This window comes from Catenibacterium sp. co_0103 (assembly GCF_004168205.1).
Lineage (GTDB): Bacteria > Bacillota_I > Bacilli_A > Erysipelotrichales > Coprobacillaceae > Catenibacterium > Catenibacterium mitsuoka_A.
Genome location: NZ_RCYB01000004.1, coordinates 37,543 through 57,915, shown reverse-complemented (window position 1 = coordinate 57,915; position 20,373 = coordinate 37,543). Strand labels below are relative to the sequence as shown.

Below are 20,373 nucleotides of genomic sequence, written 5' to 3'. Positions count from 1 at the left end.
GCATATCCAGTCTAGATCATATCAATAGTTTCTAGCCACTTTTTAACGCCTTTGACATCAGTAAATGCCTTTGCACGCTTAAAGTTCGCATTTGGTATCATCTTATTAAAGTGAGCAACACTCTTCTTGCTGGAATATTTCACATGGCCACGCCAGTTTTTTTCACTTATACACATAGGTACAATTGTTTTACCTGATAAGTCATAATCCATACAGAATGAATCAATAATTAAAGGTTCATCCTTTTCCCAGCATGGATAAATAAGATATACAGTCTTATATTGATTAATATCATCAATTTGATTTTTAAGAGTAGGTAATGTATCTAATACATGTTTATTCTTATAATCATGTTTATTTTCTTTAAGTGCTTTTGCGTAAGCTTCTCTTTCTTTTCTATGTTCTTTAATTCTCTCTTTAAAGTCTGTAGAGTACTTCTTAGAAGTCTGTAAACAAAGTAAATCCCCTTCTGTATATGACTGTACTTGTTTTGCGAGTTCACGTTCTTCTCCATTGAATGAATAATATACAATCAATGTATCACTGAGACCACCTGTAATAGTTAAGGGGGCATCACTTTCTGAATATTTGGTATTATAAGTACATCCTGATAATGTGATCAACATCAAACATAAGAATGTAATGATTGACTTTTTCATAAAAAATCCTCCTCGGGCATCATTATAACATATTTCCTAGAAAAAAAATAATGAGTTCACAATGTGTTCATAGATAAAAAGCATAATAGTACCCGTAAAGAGAAAACAACTCCCGATAATAATTAAAACTTCTTTTTACCAAGAGTGATTCCTAAAATTTCCCAAACTCCCTTCAAAATAACTCTTGAAATAAACAACGATCAGGCTTCCCTTCCTGATCGTTTTGTTTTATTTCAATTTTAGATATTCTTCTTCGTCCATTGCTTCAAGCCACTGGTTTGAAGCATTTTTATTTGGGATACTTTTTTGCAAATGGAATAGATTTTACCAAACGACAGTTTTCAAAAACTTATCTGTCAAAAATTAATTTCTCCCACGGCTCATATCCTGCCATGTTGCCGAATTTTTCCTCATTTCTGAATCCTTCAAGAAATTTTTCTTTTACACCATCTAATATAGCTTTATCAATATCTCTGAACTTCATATGCTTATATAAACCGGACTTTCTAAAATCATACATAGTACCCATATTGTCAAGAAGATGTTTTACCACCTTATATGTTCCCTCTACATCTTTCCCTGCACATACAATATCAAGCATTGGCGAATACTCATTATATTTCCTAGAAAAAAATAATGAGTTCACAATGTGTTCATAGATAAAAAGCATAATAGTACCTGTAAAGAGAAAGCAACTCCCGATAATAATTAAAGCTTCTTTTTACCAAGAGTGATTCCTAAAATTTCCCAAACTCCCTTCAAAATAACTCTTGAAATAAACAACGATCAGGCTTCCCTTCCTGATCGTTTTGTTTTATTTCAATTTTAGATATTCTTCTTCATCCACTGCTTCAAGCCACTCGTTTGAAGCATTTTCATTTGGTACACTTTCTGCAATATGTACAAAATAGCTTTCTGGTGCTGCACCATGCCAATGTTTGATTTCTGGTGCAATATAAACTGTATCACCTACATTAAGTTCCTGAGCAGGTTTTCCCCATTCCTGATAATACCCTCTTCCTGCAGTACATAATAAGATCTGTCCTGCACCATGATGGATATGCCAGTTGTTTCTACATCCTGGTTCAAAAGTAACATTAGAAATATTTACTTCTTGATTATTAATAGAATAGAGATAACTATTACCTACAAAATACTTAGCATATGCTGTATTCAATTTACCAATAGGATAAGGACTCTGTTTCTTGATATCTTCTAAAGTATAATTCATGATTATTTCTCCATTTCATGTATACATCTGATTGCATTTAAAGTACGTGGATAACCAATATATGGCATGCAGTTAGAAATCACATTAAGGAGATAATGTGCATCATTACCTACATGGAAGTTTCCACCAATATGAGATTTTAATTGTGGTTCAGTACCAAGTGCTGCTAGAAAACAGAATGTAATCATTTCTCTTTGTGCTCCAGTGAGTCCTATTCTTGTATAGTTATCACCAAAACAGTTACCTGCGAGCCATCTCTTGATATGACGTTTTTCTTCAGGACCACTTGTTTGGAATCCTCTCATATGTTCACCAAAGAGTTCACATTGTTTCTCATTACCAAGTTCTATACGATTGTCTCTATTTGTGGTAGATGCACTCTTTAATGGTTTATTCACATGTCTATTCATAATATTTAAGAATGGATAAACCATGCCAATACCAAGATAAGCCACAGCTTGATAAAGGACTTCCTGAATTTCATCAGCTGTGAGATATTTCAATAAATCATCTAACATATCCTTAAATAAATCCTGAGCTTTTGTGCCTACAAGTACTGCAGTAATAGATAAGTATCTACTCTTATCATCCAAAGTGGTATCATTGATTACTTCTTCACTTATAAAATGTGAATAAAAGTCATAAAATTCTGGATCTTTGTCTTTAAAATTTTCCATAAATGTATATTTCATAGTCTTCACCTCTACAACTATTCTATTAATAATAAGTAGAAAAGTACAATGCCAGTTTTGTATTATGCTATAATGTGGGTGCATAGTGAGGAGGAACATTCAATGATTGAAATTGGACAAGTTGAACAATTATTAGCTGTTTCTAAATATGGAACATTATCTAAAGCAGCTGAAGCATTACATATCTCTCAGCCAGCACTTTCTCGTGCCATGCAGAAGCTTGAAGAAGAACTGCAGGTTCCTATTTTTGACCGTGAAAAGAATCGTATTACTTTAAATGCGACTGGTAAAGTGGCTGTTGATTATGCACAGAAAGTATTATTTTCTGCAAATGATATGATTGCTCGTGTACGTGAATATAATCGTATGACTCATACAATTAGTATTGGAGCATGTGCACCTGCACCTTTATGGGATTTAGTACCTTATGCAGGAAAGATATATGAAAACATGGCTGTTTCTTCAGAAATTAAAATGCCAGATATCTTATTATCTGGTTTGGAGAATGATTTATATACAGCTGTTGTATTAAATAAGATTCCTGAGAGTAAAGAATTATATTATGAGTTATATGATACAGAAACATTGTATTTCTCATTAGCACTTGATCATTCTCTTGCAGATAGTAAAGCATTATTCTTTAAGAATCTAGATGGTCAGACAATGCTTTTGTTTTCTAGAATCGGTGTATGGTATCCAATGCATTTAGAAACACAGCCTCATACTCATTTTATTCTTCAGGATAATAGAGAAGTATTTATGGATCTGACTCAGAATTCTACTCTTCCTACATTTATTTCTGATTTATCTATAGAAAGAGATGGCAAGCCAGATAATAGAAAGATTATTCCAATCATAGATAAAGAAGCGACTAATAGTTTCTATCTTGTATGTAAGAAAAAGAACAAGAAACTATTAGAACCACTTTATCGTGCTGTAGAAAAAAGATTAGAAAAGAAAAAGAAGTAGTTATTAAAAACTACTTCTTTTTAGAATCCTAGATAACCTAGAATAGCACTGACATAGAATAAGATACCTGCAACGATTAATAAATAGTTAGACCAAGTGTTTTTCTTCTTTAAATAGAATGTATTCGCCTGTTCCCCTAAATAAATAGGATATTCCTGTCCTTTTACATAATCTTTTTCAATCTTTTCTACTTTAAATTCCTGGATAGATGCCTGGTTATACTTCTTTGTACCATAAGAATACTGGAAGATAGGACGACAATATAAGTTATTGACTTTCTTATAACCATGGTAAATTCCTTTAATTTCTCTTTTATCTTTCTTAAAGAAGATTTCATAGATTCCATAAGCCATGAGTAGTGTTCCTAAAATAATAGATAGGATAATCATGAATGGAGATCCTGACTTAAAAGAGAAGAATGAAGTGTTCATATTCATATATTCTACCTCCATAGAGTATTCTACCAATATTTCGTGAGTAAACAATATTTTTTTTGATTTTTCGTGTATAATATAGAATGTAATTAAAGGGGGTTCTCATGGATATTATTAAAAACTTAAAGTCACGTTTTGATTCTGTGCAATGTGATTTTCTTATTGCGATTGCCGCAATATTCCTTCCTTTCTATATTACTGTAGTGATTCATGCAATTATATTCTTTAAATGGATTAAACAGGGTGAAGTAAAGAAAGGTTATGAAGAAACAAAACGAAGCAAATATATTATTTTCTTCTCAGCACTTATTTTCTTAACAAGTGTCTTTTATCAGAACTGGCCAGGGGCTGGTGTATCTTTAGGTTATTTGATGTTATATAGTATGACACTTGTATATAGACGTCATGCAAGTGAAGAACTATTTGATACAATGTTGAATATAGTGATTGGTTTAAGTGTATTTGCAGCTGTATGGGCTATTATTGAATATATATTCATCTTAAGACAGTTTGATCTTGAGGGATGGTATTTGGTTGTATTTAATGCACCACAGTATCGTACAAATGCGATGTTCTTTAATGCGAACTACTATGCAATGATGATTGAGTTCTTTGTGGCTATTTGTTTCTATAAGTTCTTGAAGTATACTCATAATCATGGATTCATGAATCATATTAAAGAAATAGTGATTATTGGTTTAATTACATTACTTAACTTATTCTGTCTATATTTAACAGGATGTCGTACTGCATGGCCTGCACTTGCTGGTGGTCTTGCGATTATGTTGTTGTTTAATCGTAATTACAAGAGTTTTGGTGGTATTTGTGCTGTAGGTGCAGCGGGTGTTGGTTTCTTTATTGCGAAACCTCAATATATTCCACGTATGAGCAATATTGTGAAGTACTTAGGGGTAAGAAAACATATCTGGGAAGTTGCTATTCAGAACATTAAGACACATTTCTTATTTGGTGAAGGACCTATGACATATTGGCATATTTATGCACAATATAATGGGCATCCTACACAGCATTCACATAATATCTTTATTGATCCTGTTTTATGTTTTGGGATTATAGGATTATTGGTGATCGCACCGTTCTTCATTGAAAATATTAAACGTTTATATCGCTTATTAAGAACTAAGTGTAACCCTACTCTTGTTGCTTTAATTGTAGGCTATATTGTGATGATTTATATTCATGGATTACTCGATTATACAATCTTCTTTGTATCAACTGGATTCTTATTTGCAATGATAGTAAGCAGCTTTGACATTTATAGAAAAGAAATTGATCAATAAGGCAATGATTCATTGCCTTTTTAATAAGGAGAAAAAGAATGGATAAAAAACTTTATGAGACTTATGTAAGAATCTTAAATAAGGAACTCGTAACTGCCATGGGATGTACAGAACCTATCGCAATTGCGTATGCAGGAAGTCTCGCAAGAAAGACATTAGGTGGTATGCCAAATAAGATATTAATTGAAGTCAGTGGTAACATCATCAAGAATGTTAAGAGTGTTATTGTGCCTCATACTCATGGAAACAAAGGTATTGAAACAGCTGCCTGTATTGGTATTACAGGTGGAGATGCAGAAGCAGAATTAGAGGTTATTAGTCATGTGAAGGAAGAAGATATTATTGCGATGACTGAACTTATGAAGAGTGCTTCTATTAAAGTACAGCCTTTAGAATCCCCTTATTCTTTAGATATTCGTTTAACTGTATCTAATGATGAACATGAAGCAATGGTACATATTGCGGGAACACATACACATATTATAGAAATGACAAAAGATAATGAAACTATTGTATGTGGAGAAGCATTAAAACAGACTATTGATGAAGACTATTTGACTCTTACTATGCATAATATTTATACTTTTGCGAAAGAAGTAGAGATTAATGATGTAAAAGAGTTATTAGATCAGATGATTGAATGTAATACTGCCATTGCACAAGAAGGAATGCATGGTGATTATGGGGCTAATATTGGTAAGGTGATTGCAATTAGAAAAGATTTACCAAGTCTATTAAAGGCCTATGCAGCTGCTGGTAGTGATGCGAGAATGAATGGTTGTGAACTACCTGTAGTAATTAATTCTGGTAGTGGTAACCAGGGATTAACTGTATCCGTACCTCTTATTATTTATGCAGAAAGAGAACATTTAGATAAAGAGAAGTTATATCGTGCTCTTGTGATTTCTAACTTAACAGCCATTCATTTAAAGACTGAGATTGGTCGTTTATCTGCTTTCTGTGGAGCAGTAAGTGCGGGTGCTGCATGTGGTGCAGGACTTGCTTATTTAAAGGATGCAAGTGAAGAAGTGATGAATCATACAATCGTGAATGCCTTGGCTATTACTTCTGGTATTATCTGTGATGGTGCTAAAGCAAGCTGTGCTGCCAAGATTGCGGTAAGTGTAGAAGCTGGCATTCTAGGTTATGATATGTATATGAATGGTCAGCAGTTCTATGGTGGAGATGGTATTATTTCTAAGGGTATAGAAAATACAATCCATAACATCGGTGTATTAGGAAGTCAAGGTATGGCTTCTACTGACCAGGAAATTATTAAAATCATGTGTGAATAGTAAAAGCTGCCGATTGGCAGCTTTTAGTGTCCTATTTCGTCATATGTATATAAGTGTATATCATATTCTTTAAGATACTCTTTGAGTTCTTCTGAACAGAACATCTCTGCTTCTTTTGTACGATTAAGAGTAAGAGAAGAAGTACGTAGTATTTGTGCATCCAGATATCCTGGATGACAAACTAATAAGTCACAACCATCATCATGTGCATTCTCTACCATTTCTTTAAAAGATTTAAAAGGATCATACCCTTCCTTCATACTTTCCATATGCATATAGAGTTTTTCTCCTGCCAATTCAACAGGTGTCCCATCAAAAGAAATGTCATTGAACTTTAAATTGTGTCTTTTCGCAACAATTTCAATACCTTTTAATAGATTATCACTGGCTACTGCATGAGCTTCAAAATAAGAAGGCTCAAGATGAGTTATCTCTTTAAATCTTTTATATTGTGCTTCTATTTCTATAATGGCTTCTTCTAGTACTACAAAGTCTTCATTACTTTGTCTATATGTTCTACTTGATTTGAATTGTCCATTTTCATCTACAAGACTTGGAATAAGTTTTGGATCACTGATAGGAGTACCAATACATACATTAGTATGCTGTCCTAAACAGATATCTAAATCCTTTACAAGTTCATAGCCTTCTACAGAATCAGGCATATTCACCATAAAACCAATATTCTTAATCACACCATTTTTTACTGTATCATATATACCATAATTCACACCTCGGCTGTAACCTAAATCATCAGCACGTACCATAATCTTCATAACAAATCCTCCTAAATAAAAATGATCCTGGTTATCATACTTATTATATATATACAATACATAATAAGATCATACCGCCAGGATCACTTCTTTCTATATATAGTTTACCTTATAGTGTAAGCGTTGTCAATTAAGACAAATAAAAAACCAAGTGCACTGCCACCTGGTCTAAACGCAATATATTTCCGCGACTAGACGAATATTATTGCGTGTTAATTATACGTGAACATATTATTTAATGCAAGGACTAAAGTGAAAAGTTAAATTCCACTTTGAGTGAAATAAAATAAATGGTGCCGACTGCAGGAATCGAACCTGTGGCCTATACATTACGGGTGTATCGCTCTGCCTACTGAGCTAAGTCGGCATCTAACTATAGTATAGTATAGTCTTCTTCTATTTTAATACAAGTAAAAACCACTGGAGGAGAGCCAGTGGTTCTAAAAAACAATTTAATACAATTAGAAGGGAGTTTTATTTATGAATCGTAAACAGGACACTTTTATTATTAGGGAGTGGCCCTCTTTACAGTTATTAATATAGTCTTAGTATATGAACTAAGTATGAACAAAAACAAAAAAAGATCTGACTCCCTATTTCAGACCTTTCCAAGAGCTATTCTAATCGTAATACGACTCCCACAGTCATATTAGCATACTTTTTCTACAACAACAATATTTTTGTTACGCTTTGTTTTCCATATCCTTTATTTTTTCAATAAAAGCAGGATCATATTTCTTTCTTAAGCTCTTTCCAGCAATATAGTTTGGAGATGTTACAAGAGGACCATACTTTAACTGGATGCAGGCATCTAGATATAAGCCAAATATAGATGAAATATAACTATATGACTTGTTTAATGCATAAATATGGTAGAGGTTTAAATCATTGAAAATGGATTTGTCTGCCACAATACAGGCTACTAGTTTAGAACCTTCATAGATAGGATATACGTAACCTGTTTCTAATCCAACTCTATACATCTTATATTTAACACCATCATACTTTAATACAAAGTATCCTGATTGAGATGTAAAGCCTGTTTTCTGATAGATTACACCTAGACTTTCTTCTTCAAATAACATTCCATATTTCTTATGTCCTACCTTATCCCATTCAGGCTTAATTTTATCAGGATCATAAATTAATGAAAATTCACGTGAGAGAAAATTACCTTGAATTTCTCCTCCTTGATTAAACTGTTTAGGTAAAGAGGCTTCACCAAGTTTATTGTTTCCTTTTGCGATTTCGTAATCTATATTAAAAGTAGATAGGATTTGGTTTAAGTCTATTATCATAATAAAATACACTCCTTTCCCATATTTTAACATTATTATTCGCTTTTAAAAAGAGTTCATTATGTATATAATTAATTCGAAAGAGGTGAAGTGTATGGCTATTAAAGTAAAAGCAAAGGATGCAGATACTCTAGAGGAAGAACTAGAAGAATGGTCATTAGGTGTCAATCTTGTAAATACAGCACCTACTCAAACAAAAGAAACCGTCACTTTTAGTACAGACCAAATAAAAAAAGATAAGTCTAAGAGAACGACTTATCTTAATGATGATCTAGAAGATCCTACATTATAAGCACTTAGGTGCTTATTTTTTTTCTTTCAAAAGATCTCTGATTTCTTCTAATAATACAATGTCTTCTGGCTTTGGTGCAGGTGCTGCTTTTTCTTCTTCCTTCTTACGGAAACTCACGACCTTATTAATCGCTTTAATACAGATAAAGATACAGAAAGCCATTAATAAGAAGTTAATGAGGTTAGATAGGAATGATCCATACTTGATATTAATATTATTAATCTTAAGAGTTAATTCAGTAATATCAGATGGAATTTTAATGATTGCAGATAATACAGGCATAATAATGTCCTGTACAAGAGATGTGACAACAGCAGTAATAGCAGTACCTAAAATGACACCGACAGCCATGTCAATGACATTGCCTTTAAATGCGAATTCTTTGAATTCGTTCCATAGCTTTTTCATGTTGTGTCTCTCCTATATTTAGTTTATGCAGCAGGTGTTTCGTCTTCTTCCTGATGACCGCTTATAGCCTTGATGAATTCCTTGCCGATAACAAATGCCTGATCAAATGGGTTGATTAATAAAGCATCATATTCTCCAGCACCGAAGAATGTAGCAATATGCTGATCAAATGGACGACATTCGCTGATTAATACCTGTCCTTCCTTTAATTCAACATTATCTTTGATGCCCCATTTATCAATCTGTTCATTAGATGTAAAGAGTGGGAAATAGCTTAATTCATTACCTTCATCATCTTCTGCAGATAATGAAGGAATAATCATAGATGCATCCTTTTTTAATTCATATGTACCATCTGGTAAAGTAACTAAATCTGATTTATTCACAATCGTCATTAATGCAAGACATGAGCGTTCAACTACATCTTCCATAAGTGATTGGAATTTATCTTTTTCTTCTTCACCTTGTGCTTCCATATATTCATCATATAACCAAGAGAACTCCATATTACCTGGTACTCTATGACCAATTGTTTCATGATGATCTACACCATTGTTTTCTTCAACACCCATATCACTTAATGTATCTCTACCTAGAGTAAATGCATCTGTTTCTGGATCAATAACCATACCATAGATTTCATCATCACCTGTATTAAATAATTCATTTAATAAGAATTCATAGTCTACTTCTACTAATACATTATGACGGTCTGGGAAATCAGAATCTTCTAGAATAGAAGAGTTCTGTGCATTTTCTACAGTAGTATAAATTGCATACCATTCATCTCCGTCATCATCACATACTGTCTGTAAGAAGAATGAATCTTCATCATCATCGTCTACAGAAATATATGTAAGGAATGTAGAAGCCTTTAATGTATGCATTAAATCATCTTCTAGTTTAGTGGCAGTAAAAGAAGCTTCTCCATATTTACCACAGCTTTCTTTCCATTCTTTATCAGTTGTTTCTACTGGTGTTGTGTTTAATAATGGTTTACTCATTCTTTTACTCCTCCCCTTCTATTAATCCCATTGTAGTTAGGATTTCTTTTGTAAGTACAATATTATCTGTGAATGGATTAATAACGAGTGCATCAAAGGCTTCACCATTATTAAGTCCTCCTAGATGAGTAACAAGATCGGCAGTCAGTAGCATAGATTTTCTTTCTTCATCTTCAGCATTCCAGCCATCTAATGTTTCAATATCTTCCTGTGATGTAAAGAGTGGAACAATATTAGCCTGATCACCATTATCTTCACTTGATAACATTCTAATCGCAAAATCTGCATCTGATCTAGCAACGTATGTATTACCATCTTCTACTACTAAATCTTCTTTTCTTACCATAATAGGTAATGCGAATAAAGCATCATCAAATGCTTCAGCCATATGACTAAAGATTTCTGCTTTCTTATCATCATCTTCAGTATTCTGGAAAATCTTCCAAATTTCTTTAATAAAGATATTTGCAGGAGTAATGTTACCTAAATCTTCTGTATGGTCTAAACCATTACATAAACGTTTAGAAATCTGTACTAATTCTTCTCTTGTAAGAATATAGTCATCACTAAATGGGTTAATCACAATACCATCAATTTGATTACCATCAGCAAGTGTAAGTTCTTTTGCTAGGAAAGCATAGTTGACTTCTACTGCTTCTACTTTTCTTCCTGGCATTGATGTTTCAGGTTTCGCAAGACTGCTTTTTAATTCTTTTAATGAAGTATAAACAGAAATAAAGTTCTTACTTCCATCCTGTGGTGAAATAGTAAAGAATGAATGATCATATTCTAAATTTTCACCGCTTTCTGGTAAATTCATATAACCATAATAATGTGATTCTGTTAGGTTCTTAAGGAATGCTTTGTAAGCTACTTCTTTGTCATCCTGAGCTTTTTTCCATGCATCAAGAGTGTCAGTCCATCTTGATGTAGTAAATGCTTGAGCATCTTTTAAAGGTTTGTAATTCAACTTGTTTTCCTCCTTAGTTGATAGTTTCTTTATTATAAAACATTTCATCTAACATGTCTTTAGAAAACCCTAGATGATCTGTAAAAGGATTAATGAGAATACCACAGAATGCATCACTAGAAAAGAGTATATCTTTGTATGACTCAAATGACTGACATGTAATAATCATTTCCATGTCTGGTTCATCATGTGTCATATCTACTCTTTTTACATCTTCTAATCCAGTAAATAAACTAATATAGAGTTTATTAGGATCAGCATGAGAACACATAAGTGGTTTGATATAAATATCAGCACCTGTATGCATTGCAAGTTCTCCTGTCTTATTTATATATAAGTCTTTCTTATTTACAAGTACAGGACAGGCAAAGACCCCATCCTCCATAAGGTCTTCTACACTTTCTTTTAATAACTCTTTTACATGAGGATCTTTACCATTAGAATGATAGATCTTCATATTCTTTCTAAACTTTAAATTAGCTGGTACTAGACTTGGTAAGTCTTTATGATGATTGATCCCTATTGTTGTATTGTGTCCTATACTATTTAATAGTTTTTCATCAGCTATCAGCTTTTGTGAGAAAGGATTAATCACTAAACCATTTAACCCTTCTGTACGCATATATATCTCTTCTAAGAGGCGTTTATAAGAAGCTACCATTACTTCTACCTGGTAGCCTTCTTGTGGTTCAGGAAGATCTATATAGTCTGTTATTTCCTTTATATTTGTGAAAGCAGGTAAATAGGATTGTTGTTGTTCATTAGATACAGAAATGATTTCATAATCTTGATCATCAGAATTCAGTGGTCTTTGAACCATTACAAGATAATCTGAATGAGATATTAAATAATGAAAATGTTCTGTGATATCTGTATTCAGATCATAGCCCTGAAACCAAAGGTTAAAGAAATCATTCCATTCTTCATCATCAGGATAATATTGTGGTGATACAATACTTAAACCATTGTAATCCATAAAAAAACCTCCTTCCTTCTCTATTGTACCATGTTAGAGATGATAAGAGGTTTGTATTCTTCAATTATTTTATTAAATCGAGCACTTTTAGAAGATTTTCTTTGATACACAACAAATGTGATTGCGTCATATCGCTGATATCCACTAAATCAGGTACTCCAATAACATCTATACCTGCAGCATCTGCCGCAATAATACCATTTCTAGAATCTTCTAGAATAAATGTTTCTTCTTTCTTAAGATTGTATAGTTCTATAGCTTTATTGAATATTTCTGGATTAGGTTTGGCACGAGTAACATGATCACCACATACAAACTTATCAAAGTACTTGTCTAAACCTCCAGATTTTAATGAGAATAGTACATCTGGTTCAAAAGTAGAACTAGTAAGGACCAATGTATAACCATTATCTTTTAGATATGTTAATAGTTCATGAGCTCCTTTTTTAACTGGCATAGGGTTTGTTTCTAAGTATTTTCTTGTTTCTTTGATCTTGTCATCTCTAAAACGTGTAAAGTAGTATCTATTGCCTGTGATTTTCTCCAGCATTTCTTGTGCTGCTAATCCATTAGAGCCAATTGTTTTATAAGCAGCTTCTGGGTTAAAGGGTTCGTTGTGACTAGCAAATACCTTTTCCCACATCTTGATTCCTAATGCTTCACTATCAATAAGCAAGCCATCCATATCAAATAATACGTTCTTCTTGTTTTCTAACATATGATTAATCCTCCATATCAATACTGTATCATTATATAGTGAGATTGGTTATATGTAAAATAATTATTGATAGCGATTACAGTTTATGCTATAATGATAAGCGAAAAGAAAAGCAGAAAAAAAGACTTGAATATTCCCCCATTCGAGTCTTTTTTTTGCGTTTAATTTACTTTTTTTGATGCCTGCATGTATTCTTCTTGACAGTGCTCCACAAATTGGGCAGCCATTGTAGTTGTATAATGTTCTGTTTCTTTGATGTACTCATCGACATATACATCTGTATGATGACCGAATGAATGAAGGAAACTACTTAATAGCTTAGTTAATTCATTGTAGTAATTAATGCCATCTTGTTCAGATATCATTCCAGTCATTAAAGAGTAGTAAAGACAAAAGTTAACAGAACCAGGACGATTAGATGTCATAGCATCTATACCATACCAAATAGGATTCTCATCTATTGTATATGGTCCGTTTTCCATCATAGTATATACTTCTGACGGATCAAAGGGTATGTGTGCTTCTTTATAAAATTCATCTAATAATTTTATTTGATGTTCTCTGGATAGAGTGCTATGAGAAACGATTTGATAACTTATACCTAGACAATAGGTTTCCAAGCAGTCTAACGCCTTGATACTGCTAAAGAGTTGTTTGTACATACTACTGTCTTTTACATTAATATAAAGTTCATTGATTTTACGTTTAAATGCATGGAATTCAGATAGTTTCATTTTGTTTTACCCCTTTCCATAATTATTATACTGATTGACTTTTTGATTTCAAGAAATCAAAAAGTGGATAGATACGGGTAAAGAATACTGATTAAATGTATAAGTACTATAATTACCACAATAAAAAACAGTACAGTTGTGAGCTGTACTGAAAAGATACATCTTATTGTAATTAACGTGAATAATGGTTATAATATAGACATAAAGGGTGGCCTTTGCCTGTACGGCGGGGGGCACCCTTTATTTTTTATCTGAATAATTTCAATCCACATATACCTAAATCAGATATAACAAAAATAATGTTTAAAAATTACACCCTTATAAGTAAACCCCTTAGTCATATTACCTGCTAGTATTATACGCTATTTTGATTTAAAGATATTCTTTTCTTATCATCCTTGATCAGTGCGAGCCTTTTATTATTTTAACTTAATCCTGATAATGAACGCATTACTAAATCAACATCCTGACTTTCTAATTCCTGAATAATATGTAAATATGTTTTTTGAGTTGTATTCATACTTGAATGACCTAGTCGTCTTGCCACACTCGCAATAGATACACCAGCAAATAATAATAGTGATGCATGTGTATGTCTTAAACCATGGACTGATATAACAGGTACATTCGCTTTTTTACAATATCTAGCAAGTATATCATTTACAGTAGAATTATAAACTTTACCATTCACAAATATAGGTTTGTCTTCTGGCAAACCTTTTATTAATTCAGAAAACTGAATCACTGTCTGCCAATCTATTTGTACTTTACGGACTGATGATTTGTTTTTAGTTGGTAAAAAACCTCCATCACCTTTATAATCCCATGTTTTACTTACAGAAATAGATTGTCTTCCAAAATCAAAATCTTTTGGGGTTAAAGCAAGTGCTTCTGAAAATCTTAATCCTGTTTTAGCAACTATTAAGATAAACCAATCCCAACTTATTTCTGACTTTAGATTTAAATTATTAAGTAATGTATGTAATTCAAACTGGTTGATATACTTAATCTTTTTAGCTGCAGGTGTTTTCCCTTTGATAATTGCTTTACGTGTAGGATCTCTATCCAATAATCCTTCATCTACAGCATCTAGTATTGCACCTTTTAATTGGTGATGGAAATCCATAGTTGTTTGTCTTTCATGATATAAAGCATAGTCATTCAATAACTGTTGATAGTTGATACGAGTCATTTCACATATTTTTAATTCAGGTATTAACTTCTTTAACCAACGATGTGTCATATAGTATTTTTCTAATGTAACTTTTCTTATTGCGCCTTCTTTGTATACTTTTATCCATTTTTCATAGTAATCACAGAATAAGATTTGGTTATTTATATTATCTAACATTTTATTGTCCTCCATCTTGTTTTCTGGCTCACACTGATGAAGGGTGATAAGAGTATCGAGATCACGAAAATACTTACCAATCTCCATCTGTTCTTTATGTGAAGGAATAAAAACATCTATTTCCATAACTTTATTTTTAGAAATGTTATATCTAGATATACCTTGAGCGAGCATTATGATTTTCTCTCTAAAAGAATTAGATCGTAACATATATGCTAGATAATAACTATCGTATTTCTCATAAAGACGATATCCAAAACAAAAGCTATTAAGATACATTTTGCCCTGTTTTTCTATTAAAACAGAGGTCATTCCTACTTCTTTTGGTGTTTCAGACGAAGTAGTAAAGAATACATCTCCAACCTCTACTTCATTTTGTTTAGAATCAACTTCAATTGGTTCATTCATTTTTGGATTACTAATCGGATTAGAAAAAACATTCATATAAGTAACAAATTGAGCATGCCCATGTCCAAAATCATCTTTTGTTTTTCCTGATAACCCTGTATATGTCTGCCCTATATTCCCTAACTCACGCTGTTCCCAAGTAATTGCTTATATGATTAACAAAAAAATACCAAGAATATGGCTAAAATCCTTGGTATATAAGCATCAAAATACTATTCAATTGTAATCAGAAGCTAAGTTATTTTTTCTTAATTTCTGAGCAACAAGTTATCGAATCAAATTTATAAAATTGATAACACTAGAAGTTCCAATCAAATTGAACAATTCAATCCATAAGCTTCATACATATACGTATTTTTAACTAACAATTGTCAAATTCCTAAATACAATGCATTTTAACGCTGATGAAGGGTGATAAGATTGTCAATTTCAGTTAAAACCTTACCAATTTTTCTTTGTTCACTTGTACACGGCGTAGGTATTGGCATTTCAAAGAACAAAGTATCTTTTATAGAGAACCTATCTGACCTTGCTCCCGAATCTCCATTAAAATTCATATAAGAATGCCAATATTTACTTTTAAAGAAATATTCTAAATAAGTTGTATCAACATCGTGCGTACAAAAAACGGTATATAATGGCGACATTACGCCAATTTTCCCTAGCTTATTACAATTTATTGGCCCTACCGGTGCATTTGTTGAGATTCGAGGATTATAAACAAAATACTCATTTTTCACAATGTAATATCCAGCTAAGTTGTTTATTTTTGATATATCATGATCAAAAAAATCTCTCTGACTAATAATCCCAAATTCTGCTGAATTAGTTAACGTCTCTATATATTTTATTCCTGCATTTTTTTCCACAGACTTCTCAGCAATATCTCCCAACTCTCGCTGTTCCCAAGTTTTACAAGAATCTCATTATCTATCACTCAATCAATTACAGTATTTTATGATTTTCCTAACTCAAATCCACCAGACAGAATGAACTTTCTTAATAAACTATCCATTCTAATATTAACTTTATGTGGCAATACTTTTGTACCTTCTACAGATTCAAAATAAGCTCTTGCCTTCTGTTTATCAACAGATTTCTTTAAATCATCTAGTCTTCCAAACTCATTAATATTCAATTCGTTCAGATTTAATTCCATCATGCTTCTTAATTTATCTTCATCAAGACCAAATGTTTCTGCAAACTTATGAGTTTGATCATTCTTTGCATTATATTTGTATTCATTGATATAGTCCCTTAAAGTTTTATCTTCTTGAACATCGACTTCTCCACTCTGTACATCATGTAAGAATATATTTGCATATTTTTGGTCTTCCTGACTCAAACTCGCAAAAGACTGATGTAATTCAGATAATGCTTTTTCTACAACTTCAGGTGAAGATCCTTTATTCAATTCCTTTAGATACTTTCTAAATCGACTATTCATATAATCAGAATCAATTTTTTCTGAATCTATTTCAACAATGTAGCTCTTAAGATCATAAGGAATATCATCATCTGTATGTGTTGTATCAGGATCACCATCTGATAACTCTTTGTATCTCTGTAATAATGCCTCATATTCACGTTTAGTCACATAAATATGATACTCTTTATGTTCTTCAGTTGCAGGATCATCATATGTATATACTTCTTTATCCCATATAAATCCTTGAACCTTAGCTGCATCTAGATACTCATTAAAATCATTAAATAATGAAACAAATTTTGCAGACACTGCATTGTCATCAGGCACCTTTTCAAAATCTTTAATACCTTCTGAATTAAATAGTTCTTTAATCTCTTTATAAGTTGTATTTATACCTTCTAGATTCTTAGGTAGTTTATCTACAAATAATTCTAGAGGTTTATCGCCTGAATATAGTTTAACTGCATCTTTTATGTTTCTAGCCATTGTATTGGTTTTTCTGTAATATCTAATAACACCAAAAGGTTTATCATTTCCAAATAGTCTATTAGTTCTAGAAAAAGCTTGAATAATACTTTCGTACTCGATTACCTTATCTAAATACAATGTATTAACCCATTTAGAATCAAAGCCAGTTAACATCTGATCAACTACAATTAGTAAATCTAATTGTTTTTCTGGAGTTCTTTCAATACCTTTATGATATTCTTTATGTGCTAGTCTAAAAGCTACATCCTTTTTAAATTCTGCATGTTTAGCCATATCATATTTCGAACCATAAAGTTTATAATAATCATCAAGGATTTCTTTTAGTCCTTCTTCTTTATATTCAAAACCACCTTTATTATCAATGTTAGGATCAAACAAACAAGTTACACGTAATGAAGGTTTCATCTCTTTAAACAACTGATAATATTTAATTGCTTCTGTAATACTTGAAGTAGCAAAGATAGCATGAAACTTTGAATTATGACTGTATGTATTCCAATGTTCTATAACATCTGAAACAACTGCTCTTTGATGTTCTTCTGTAGTATATTGTGAAGTAGAAACATAGTCTTCTATTCCCTTTTTATACTTTCCTGATTCTTCATGTCCTGCCATCGGTATTTTTGATGAATCCATGTATTCATAGTACTTTTTTTCTTTCTTTGGATCAGTAAATACCTCTTCTTCAGTTTTAGCCTTTGCTTGTTCTAAAGCGACTGCTTTTCTGATATCACCATCTTTATATGTTTTAACCATATATGGATCAAAACCTAGCACATTCTTATCTCTTATACCATCTGCAATACTATATCTATGTAATTCATTACCAAATACCCTAGCTGTAGTATTGTTTTTCTTTTGGTTTTCTTTTTGGATAGGTGTTCCAGTAAATCCAAAGAACAATGCCTTAGGGAATGTAGTTTTAATAGTAAATAACATTTCACCAAAAGTAGAACGATGTGCTTCATCTACAATAAATACTAATCGTTTTAAACTTATTTTCTGAATATCTCTTTCATTCAATCCGTCTTCTTCATGCTTAATGTTACTCATCTTTTGAATAGAAGTAACTATAAGAGTATCTTTAGGATCTTCACTCGTTAATTTAGAAATGAGTACTCTTGTATTTTCGGTAGCCTGTACATAGTCTTCACAATCAGCAAATCCTTTATATTCCTTTAAAGACTGAGTACCTAGTTCTAATCTGTCTGTTAAGAATATAACTTTATCTGCATCTTTAGAATTTGCAATCAATTCTGCAGACTTAAAACTAGTCATAGTTTTACCTGAACCTGTTGTATGCCAGATAAAACCTCCTCTTTGATTTCCTTCGTTCCATTTTGTTTTTGAAACTTTATCTGAAATCGCACTAGCTGCATAATACTGATAACTTCTCATTACTTTTAGAACACCATCCGAGCTATCTGCAACCGTATAAAAACCAATTAACTGATGAGCCATAGGAATAGATAATAATGTAGAAGCGACATCCTTCCAGTTATTAATAGGTTCATTATTAAAGTCTGCCCAATGGAAATAATAATTTTCATTAAATCTTCCATCTGGTCCAGGATTGGCATAATATACTGATTCTTCTGGATTCATAGCCACAAATATCTGCACCAAAGAATAAATTCCTGTATAGACACCTTCATAGGCATATTTACGTATTTGTTCTTCAGCTTCACTAATTGGTATACCACTCTTTTTTAATTCGATATGAATAACTGGCATGCCGTTAATAAGAAGCATCAAATCGCCTCTTCTATCATTTACTAGTTTAGACTTAGTTTTTAATATAGGTTGTTCCACTATCTGATATCTACTTTGACCAGCAGCAATTTCATCACGATCATAAATCTTAAGGCTTACTTCCTTACCATAATGCTGCTTGTCATCTGGATTATCTCTCTTGATTGCGACAGTTTTACCGTTAATGAAGCTGTTTAACTGTAAAGGAGTTCTTAAATTAATGATCTGATCAATAATCTGATTCATTTCAGTTCTAGTTAAAGGATAGTCTCCCAATCTATTAATATTTCTATTGTTTTCAAATAGAATATTTGCCCAATTCTTTATTAAATCTTCTTCTGTGGGATTCTGTATGATTTCCTGTTCCCATCCTTTTGTACATAAGACTTTGATTAATGCTTTTTCAAAGTCTAATTCTTTATTAAATACCATTATTTAACACTCCTTTCTTAGTTATAATGTCTATTTTTAGTGATTTTACACGCTGATGAAGGGTGATAAGTTCATCTATCTTTCGAAAACATTCTCCAATAGCACTTTGCTCATTAACACTTGGAATATTTATACAGTAATTTTTAAAATCCACAGTTGTAAAACTTGCTTGATTGACGGCGATTTTACTTATGCCCTTAATATACTCTTTATAATCTTTGGTATGTGTATAAGCTAAAAAATAATAATTATAGCATTTATCATTTAATTTCATTTTTAATATGTTAGTAGTATAAATAGTTGGTCTATTCGGCATTTTTTCAACAATAGCAGCGGTCCCCATTTTGTTTTCACTATTAATGAAATTGATTAAAATATCGTTTTTTGAAATAGTGTAATTTAAGGTGTCTACTCCTTGTGGGTCGTTAACATACCAATATTTAACATTATTACTCATGTCCAACTTATCATTTTCAATATTGTTTGCTCTAACAACAGGCATTCCAATATCTTCTTCAGACAACATTCTAGATAAACCACTTTTCAATTCAAAGATACAATCACCAAGCTTACGCTGTTCCCAAGTTAAATCCGATTTCTGTATAAACAACTCATTTTTAAGTGTTTTTTGCATTGACTTTGTATAATTACTGAGCATATTTGCGTACCAACATCCCTCAAAAATTCACAAACAAAATTTTGATACAAATTCAACAATAGTAATATTAAACATTTACACTTAAAAAACATTCATT

The 20,373-nt window shown here is 31.9% G+C and carries 20 protein-coding genes, 1 tRNA gene and 1 pseudogene; 4 read left to right on the top strand and 18 right to left on the bottom strand.

Annotation, left to right across the window (positions count from 1 at the left end):
• Nucleotides 1-11: 11 nt before the first annotated feature.
• The 4 genes from EAI80_RS01525 to EAI80_RS01505 all read right to left on the bottom strand — a co-directional run bounded on the left by EAI80_RS01525 (nt 12) and on the right by EAI80_RS01505 (nt 2,582).
• On the bottom strand, nt 12-659 hold the full coding sequence (locus tag EAI80_RS01525) for a flavodoxin (RefSeq protein WP_129980685.1): 648 nt from the start codon (nt 657-659) through the stop codon (nt 12-14).
• 349 nt (nt 660-1,008) lie between these two features.
• A complete protein-coding gene (locus tag EAI80_RS01515) occupies nt 1,009-1,260 on the bottom strand; it encodes a hypothetical protein (protein ID WP_202976584.1) in 252 nt (83 codons plus the stop codon).
• A 213-nt stretch (nt 1,261-1,473) separates the two neighbouring features.
• Nucleotides 1,474-1,890 carry a cupin domain-containing protein gene (locus EAI80_RS01510; RefSeq protein ID WP_129980684.1) on the bottom strand — a complete coding sequence of 139 codons (417 nt, stop codon included), beginning with the start codon at nt 1,888-1,890 and terminating at the stop codon, nt 1,474-1,476.
• A gap of 2 nt (nt 1,891-1,892) precedes the next feature.
• A complete protein-coding gene (locus EAI80_RS01505; protein WP_238634340.1) occupies nt 1,893-2,582 on the bottom strand; it encodes a carboxymuconolactone decarboxylase family protein in 690 nt (229 codons plus the stop codon).
• A 102-nt stretch (nt 2,583-2,684) separates the two neighbouring features.
• On the opposite strand from EAI80_RS01505, the gene EAI80_RS01500 reads away from it, so the two are divergent.
• Nucleotides 2,685-3,551, top strand: a complete 867-nt coding sequence (locus EAI80_RS01500) for a LysR family transcriptional regulator (protein WP_161220260.1) — start codon at nt 2,685-2,687, stop codon at nt 3,549-3,551.
• Nucleotides 3,552-3,571: 20 nt separating this feature from the next.
• Here EAI80_RS01500 and EAI80_RS01495 read toward each other — a convergent pair whose 3' ends face one another.
• Nucleotides 3,572-3,988 (bottom strand): hypothetical protein, encoded by a 417-nt coding sequence (locus EAI80_RS01495; RefSeq protein WP_022424551.1) that lies wholly within the window; start codon nt 3,986-3,988, stop codon nt 3,572-3,574.
• 101 nt (nt 3,989-4,089) lie between these two features.
• Between EAI80_RS01495 and EAI80_RS01490 the strand changes: the two genes are divergently transcribed.
• Nucleotides 4,090-5,286, top strand: a complete 1,197-nt coding sequence (locus EAI80_RS01490) for an O-antigen ligase family protein (RefSeq protein WP_129980681.1) — start codon at nt 4,090-4,092, stop codon at nt 5,284-5,286.
• 38 nt (nt 5,287-5,324) lie between these two features.
• Nucleotides 5,325-6,581 carry an L-serine ammonia-lyase, iron-sulfur-dependent, subunit alpha gene (locus EAI80_RS01485; protein ID WP_129980680.1) on the top strand — a complete coding sequence of 419 codons (1,257 nt, stop codon included), beginning with the start codon at nt 5,325-5,327 and terminating at the stop codon, nt 6,579-6,581.
• 23 nt (nt 6,582-6,604) lie between these two features.
• Here the strand turns inward: EAI80_RS01485 and EAI80_RS01480 are convergent, their stop codons facing one another.
• From EAI80_RS01480 to EAI80_RS01470, 3 genes are all read right to left on the bottom strand, one after another.
• Nucleotides 6,605-7,357, bottom strand: a complete 753-nt coding sequence (locus EAI80_RS01480) for a ChbG/HpnK family deacetylase (RefSeq protein ID WP_129980679.1) — start codon at nt 7,355-7,357, stop codon at nt 6,605-6,607.
• Between the two features lie 291 nt (nt 7,358-7,648).
• A tRNA-Thr gene (locus EAI80_RS01475) sits at nt 7,649-7,724 on the bottom strand.
• Between the two features lie 316 nt (nt 7,725-8,040).
• Nucleotides 8,041-8,655: a hypothetical protein gene (locus tag EAI80_RS01470; protein WP_129980678.1), complete on the bottom strand. Its 615-nt coding sequence runs from the start codon at nt 8,653-8,655 to the stop codon at nt 8,041-8,043.
• A 94-nt stretch (nt 8,656-8,749) separates the two neighbouring features.
• On the opposite strand from EAI80_RS01470, the gene EAI80_RS01465 reads away from it, so the two are divergent.
• On the top strand, nt 8,750-8,947 hold the full coding sequence (locus EAI80_RS01465; protein WP_129980677.1) for a hypothetical protein: 198 nt from the start codon (nt 8,750-8,752) through the stop codon (nt 8,945-8,947).
• A gap of 12 nt (nt 8,948-8,959) precedes the next feature.
• Here EAI80_RS01465 and mscL read toward each other — a convergent pair whose 3' ends face one another.
• From mscL to EAI80_RS01415, 10 genes and pseudogenes are all read right to left on the bottom strand, one after another.
• Nucleotides 8,960-9,355 carry a large conductance mechanosensitive channel protein MscL gene (gene mscL / locus EAI80_RS01460; protein WP_022424543.1) on the bottom strand — a complete coding sequence of 132 codons (396 nt, stop codon included), beginning with the start codon at nt 9,353-9,355 and terminating at the stop codon, nt 8,960-8,962.
• 23 nt (nt 9,356-9,378) lie between these two features.
• Nucleotides 9,379-10,359 carry an SseB family protein gene (locus EAI80_RS01455; RefSeq protein WP_129980676.1) on the bottom strand — a complete coding sequence of 327 codons (981 nt, stop codon included), beginning with the start codon at nt 10,357-10,359 and terminating at the stop codon, nt 9,379-9,381.
• A gap of 4 nt (nt 10,360-10,363) precedes the next feature.
• Nucleotides 10,364-11,329 carry an SseB family protein gene (locus EAI80_RS01450; RefSeq protein WP_161220259.1) on the bottom strand — a complete coding sequence of 322 codons (966 nt, stop codon included), beginning with the start codon at nt 11,327-11,329 and terminating at the stop codon, nt 10,364-10,366.
• A gap of 13 nt (nt 11,330-11,342) precedes the next feature.
• On the bottom strand, nt 11,343-12,305 hold the full coding sequence (locus EAI80_RS01445) for an SseB family protein (protein WP_129980674.1): 963 nt from the start codon (nt 12,303-12,305) through the stop codon (nt 11,343-11,345).
• Between the two features lie 64 nt (nt 12,306-12,369).
• Nucleotides 12,370-13,023 carry an HAD family phosphatase gene (locus EAI80_RS01440; protein WP_129980673.1) on the bottom strand — a complete coding sequence of 218 codons (654 nt, stop codon included), beginning with the start codon at nt 13,021-13,023 and terminating at the stop codon, nt 12,370-12,372.
• A gap of 161 nt (nt 13,024-13,184) precedes the next feature.
• Nucleotides 13,185-13,757 (bottom strand): hypothetical protein, encoded by a 573-nt coding sequence (locus EAI80_RS13250; RefSeq protein WP_153188258.1) that lies wholly within the window; start codon nt 13,755-13,757, stop codon nt 13,185-13,187.
• Nucleotides 13,758-14,181: 424 nt separating this feature from the next.
• On the bottom strand, nt 14,182-15,660 hold the full coding sequence (locus EAI80_RS13710) for a tyrosine-type recombinase/integrase (protein ID WP_275055328.1): 1,479 nt from the start codon (nt 15,658-15,660) through the stop codon (nt 14,182-14,184).
• Between the two features lie 251 nt (nt 15,661-15,911).
• Nucleotides 15,912-16,418 (bottom strand): annotated as a pseudogene (locus tag EAI80_RS01425) (restriction endonuclease subunit S); the annotation flags it as partial.
• 53 nt (nt 16,419-16,471) lie between these two features.
• A complete protein-coding gene (locus EAI80_RS01420) occupies nt 16,472-19,618 on the bottom strand; it encodes an HsdR family type I site-specific deoxyribonuclease (RefSeq protein WP_129980669.1) in 3,147 nt (1,048 codons plus the stop codon).
• Complete coding sequence (locus EAI80_RS01415; protein ID WP_129980668.1) at nt 19,608-20,276, bottom strand: restriction endonuclease subunit S; 669 nt, start codon at nt 20,274-20,276, stop codon at nt 19,608-19,610. Before EAI80_RS01415 ends, EAI80_RS01420 begins: the two co-directional genes overlap by 11 nt.
• Between the last annotated feature and the right edge of the window lie 97 nt (nt 20,277-20,373).

Bases quoted from the DNA above. Each gene is read 5' to 3' on its own strand.
- mscL (WP_022424543.1), bottom strand. From the start codon at position 9,355: ATGAAAAAGCTATGGAACGAATTCAAAGAATTCGCATTTAAAGGCAAT.
- EAI80_RS01480 (WP_129980679.1), bottom strand. From the start codon at position 7,357: ATGAAGATTATGGTACGTGCTGATGATTTAGGTTACAGCCGAGGTGTG.
- EAI80_RS01500 (WP_161220260.1), top strand. From the start codon at position 2,685: ATGATTGAAATTGGACAAGTTGAACAATTATTAGCTGTTTCTAAATAT.
- EAI80_RS01510 (WP_129980684.1), bottom strand. From the start codon at position 1,890: ATGAATTATACTTTAGAAGATATCAAGAAACAGAGTCCTTATCCTATT.
- EAI80_RS01420 (WP_129980669.1), bottom strand. From the start codon at position 19,618: ATGGTATTTAATAAAGAATTAGACTTTGAAAAAGCATTAATCAAAGTC.
- EAI80_RS01515 (WP_202976584.1), bottom strand. From the start codon at position 1,260: ATGCTTGATATTGTATGTGCAGGGAAAGATGTAGAGGGAACATATAAG.
- EAI80_RS01465 (WP_129980677.1), top strand. From the start codon at position 8,750: ATGGCTATTAAAGTAAAAGCAAAGGATGCAGATACTCTAGAGGAAGAA.
- EAI80_RS01440 (WP_129980673.1), bottom strand. From the start codon at position 13,023: ATGTTAGAAAACAAGAAGAACGTATTATTTGATATGGATGGCTTGCTT.
- EAI80_RS01455 (WP_129980676.1), bottom strand. From the start codon at position 10,359: ATGAGTAAACCATTATTAAACACAACACCAGTAGAAACAACTGATAAA.
- EAI80_RS01505 (WP_238634340.1), bottom strand. From the start codon at position 2,582: ATGAAATATACATTTATGGAAAATTTTAAAGACAAAGATCCAGAATTT.
- EAI80_RS01415 (WP_129980668.1), bottom strand. From the start codon at position 20,276: ATGCTCAGTAATTATACAAAGTCAATGCAAAAAACACTTAAAAATGAG.
- EAI80_RS01485 (WP_129980680.1), top strand. From the start codon at position 5,325: ATGGATAAAAAACTTTATGAGACTTATGTAAGAATCTTAAATAAGGAA.
- EAI80_RS01490 (WP_129980681.1), top strand. From the start codon at position 4,090: ATGGATATTATTAAAAACTTAAAGTCACGTTTTGATTCTGTGCAATGT.
- EAI80_RS01495 (WP_022424551.1), bottom strand. From the start codon at position 3,988: ATGAATATGAACACTTCATTCTTCTCTTTTAAGTCAGGATCTCCATTC.
- EAI80_RS01525 (WP_129980685.1), bottom strand. From the start codon at position 659: ATGAAAAAGTCAATCATTACATTCTTATGTTTGATGTTGATCACATTA.
- EAI80_RS13250 (WP_153188258.1), bottom strand. From the start codon at position 13,757: ATGAAACTATCTGAATTCCATGCATTTAAACGTAAAATCAATGAACTT.
- EAI80_RS01470 (WP_129980678.1), bottom strand. From the start codon at position 8,655: ATGATAATAGACTTAAACCAAATCCTATCTACTTTTAATATAGATTAC.
- EAI80_RS01445 (WP_129980674.1), bottom strand. From the start codon at position 12,305: ATGGATTACAATGGTTTAAGTATTGTATCACCACAATATTATCCTGAT.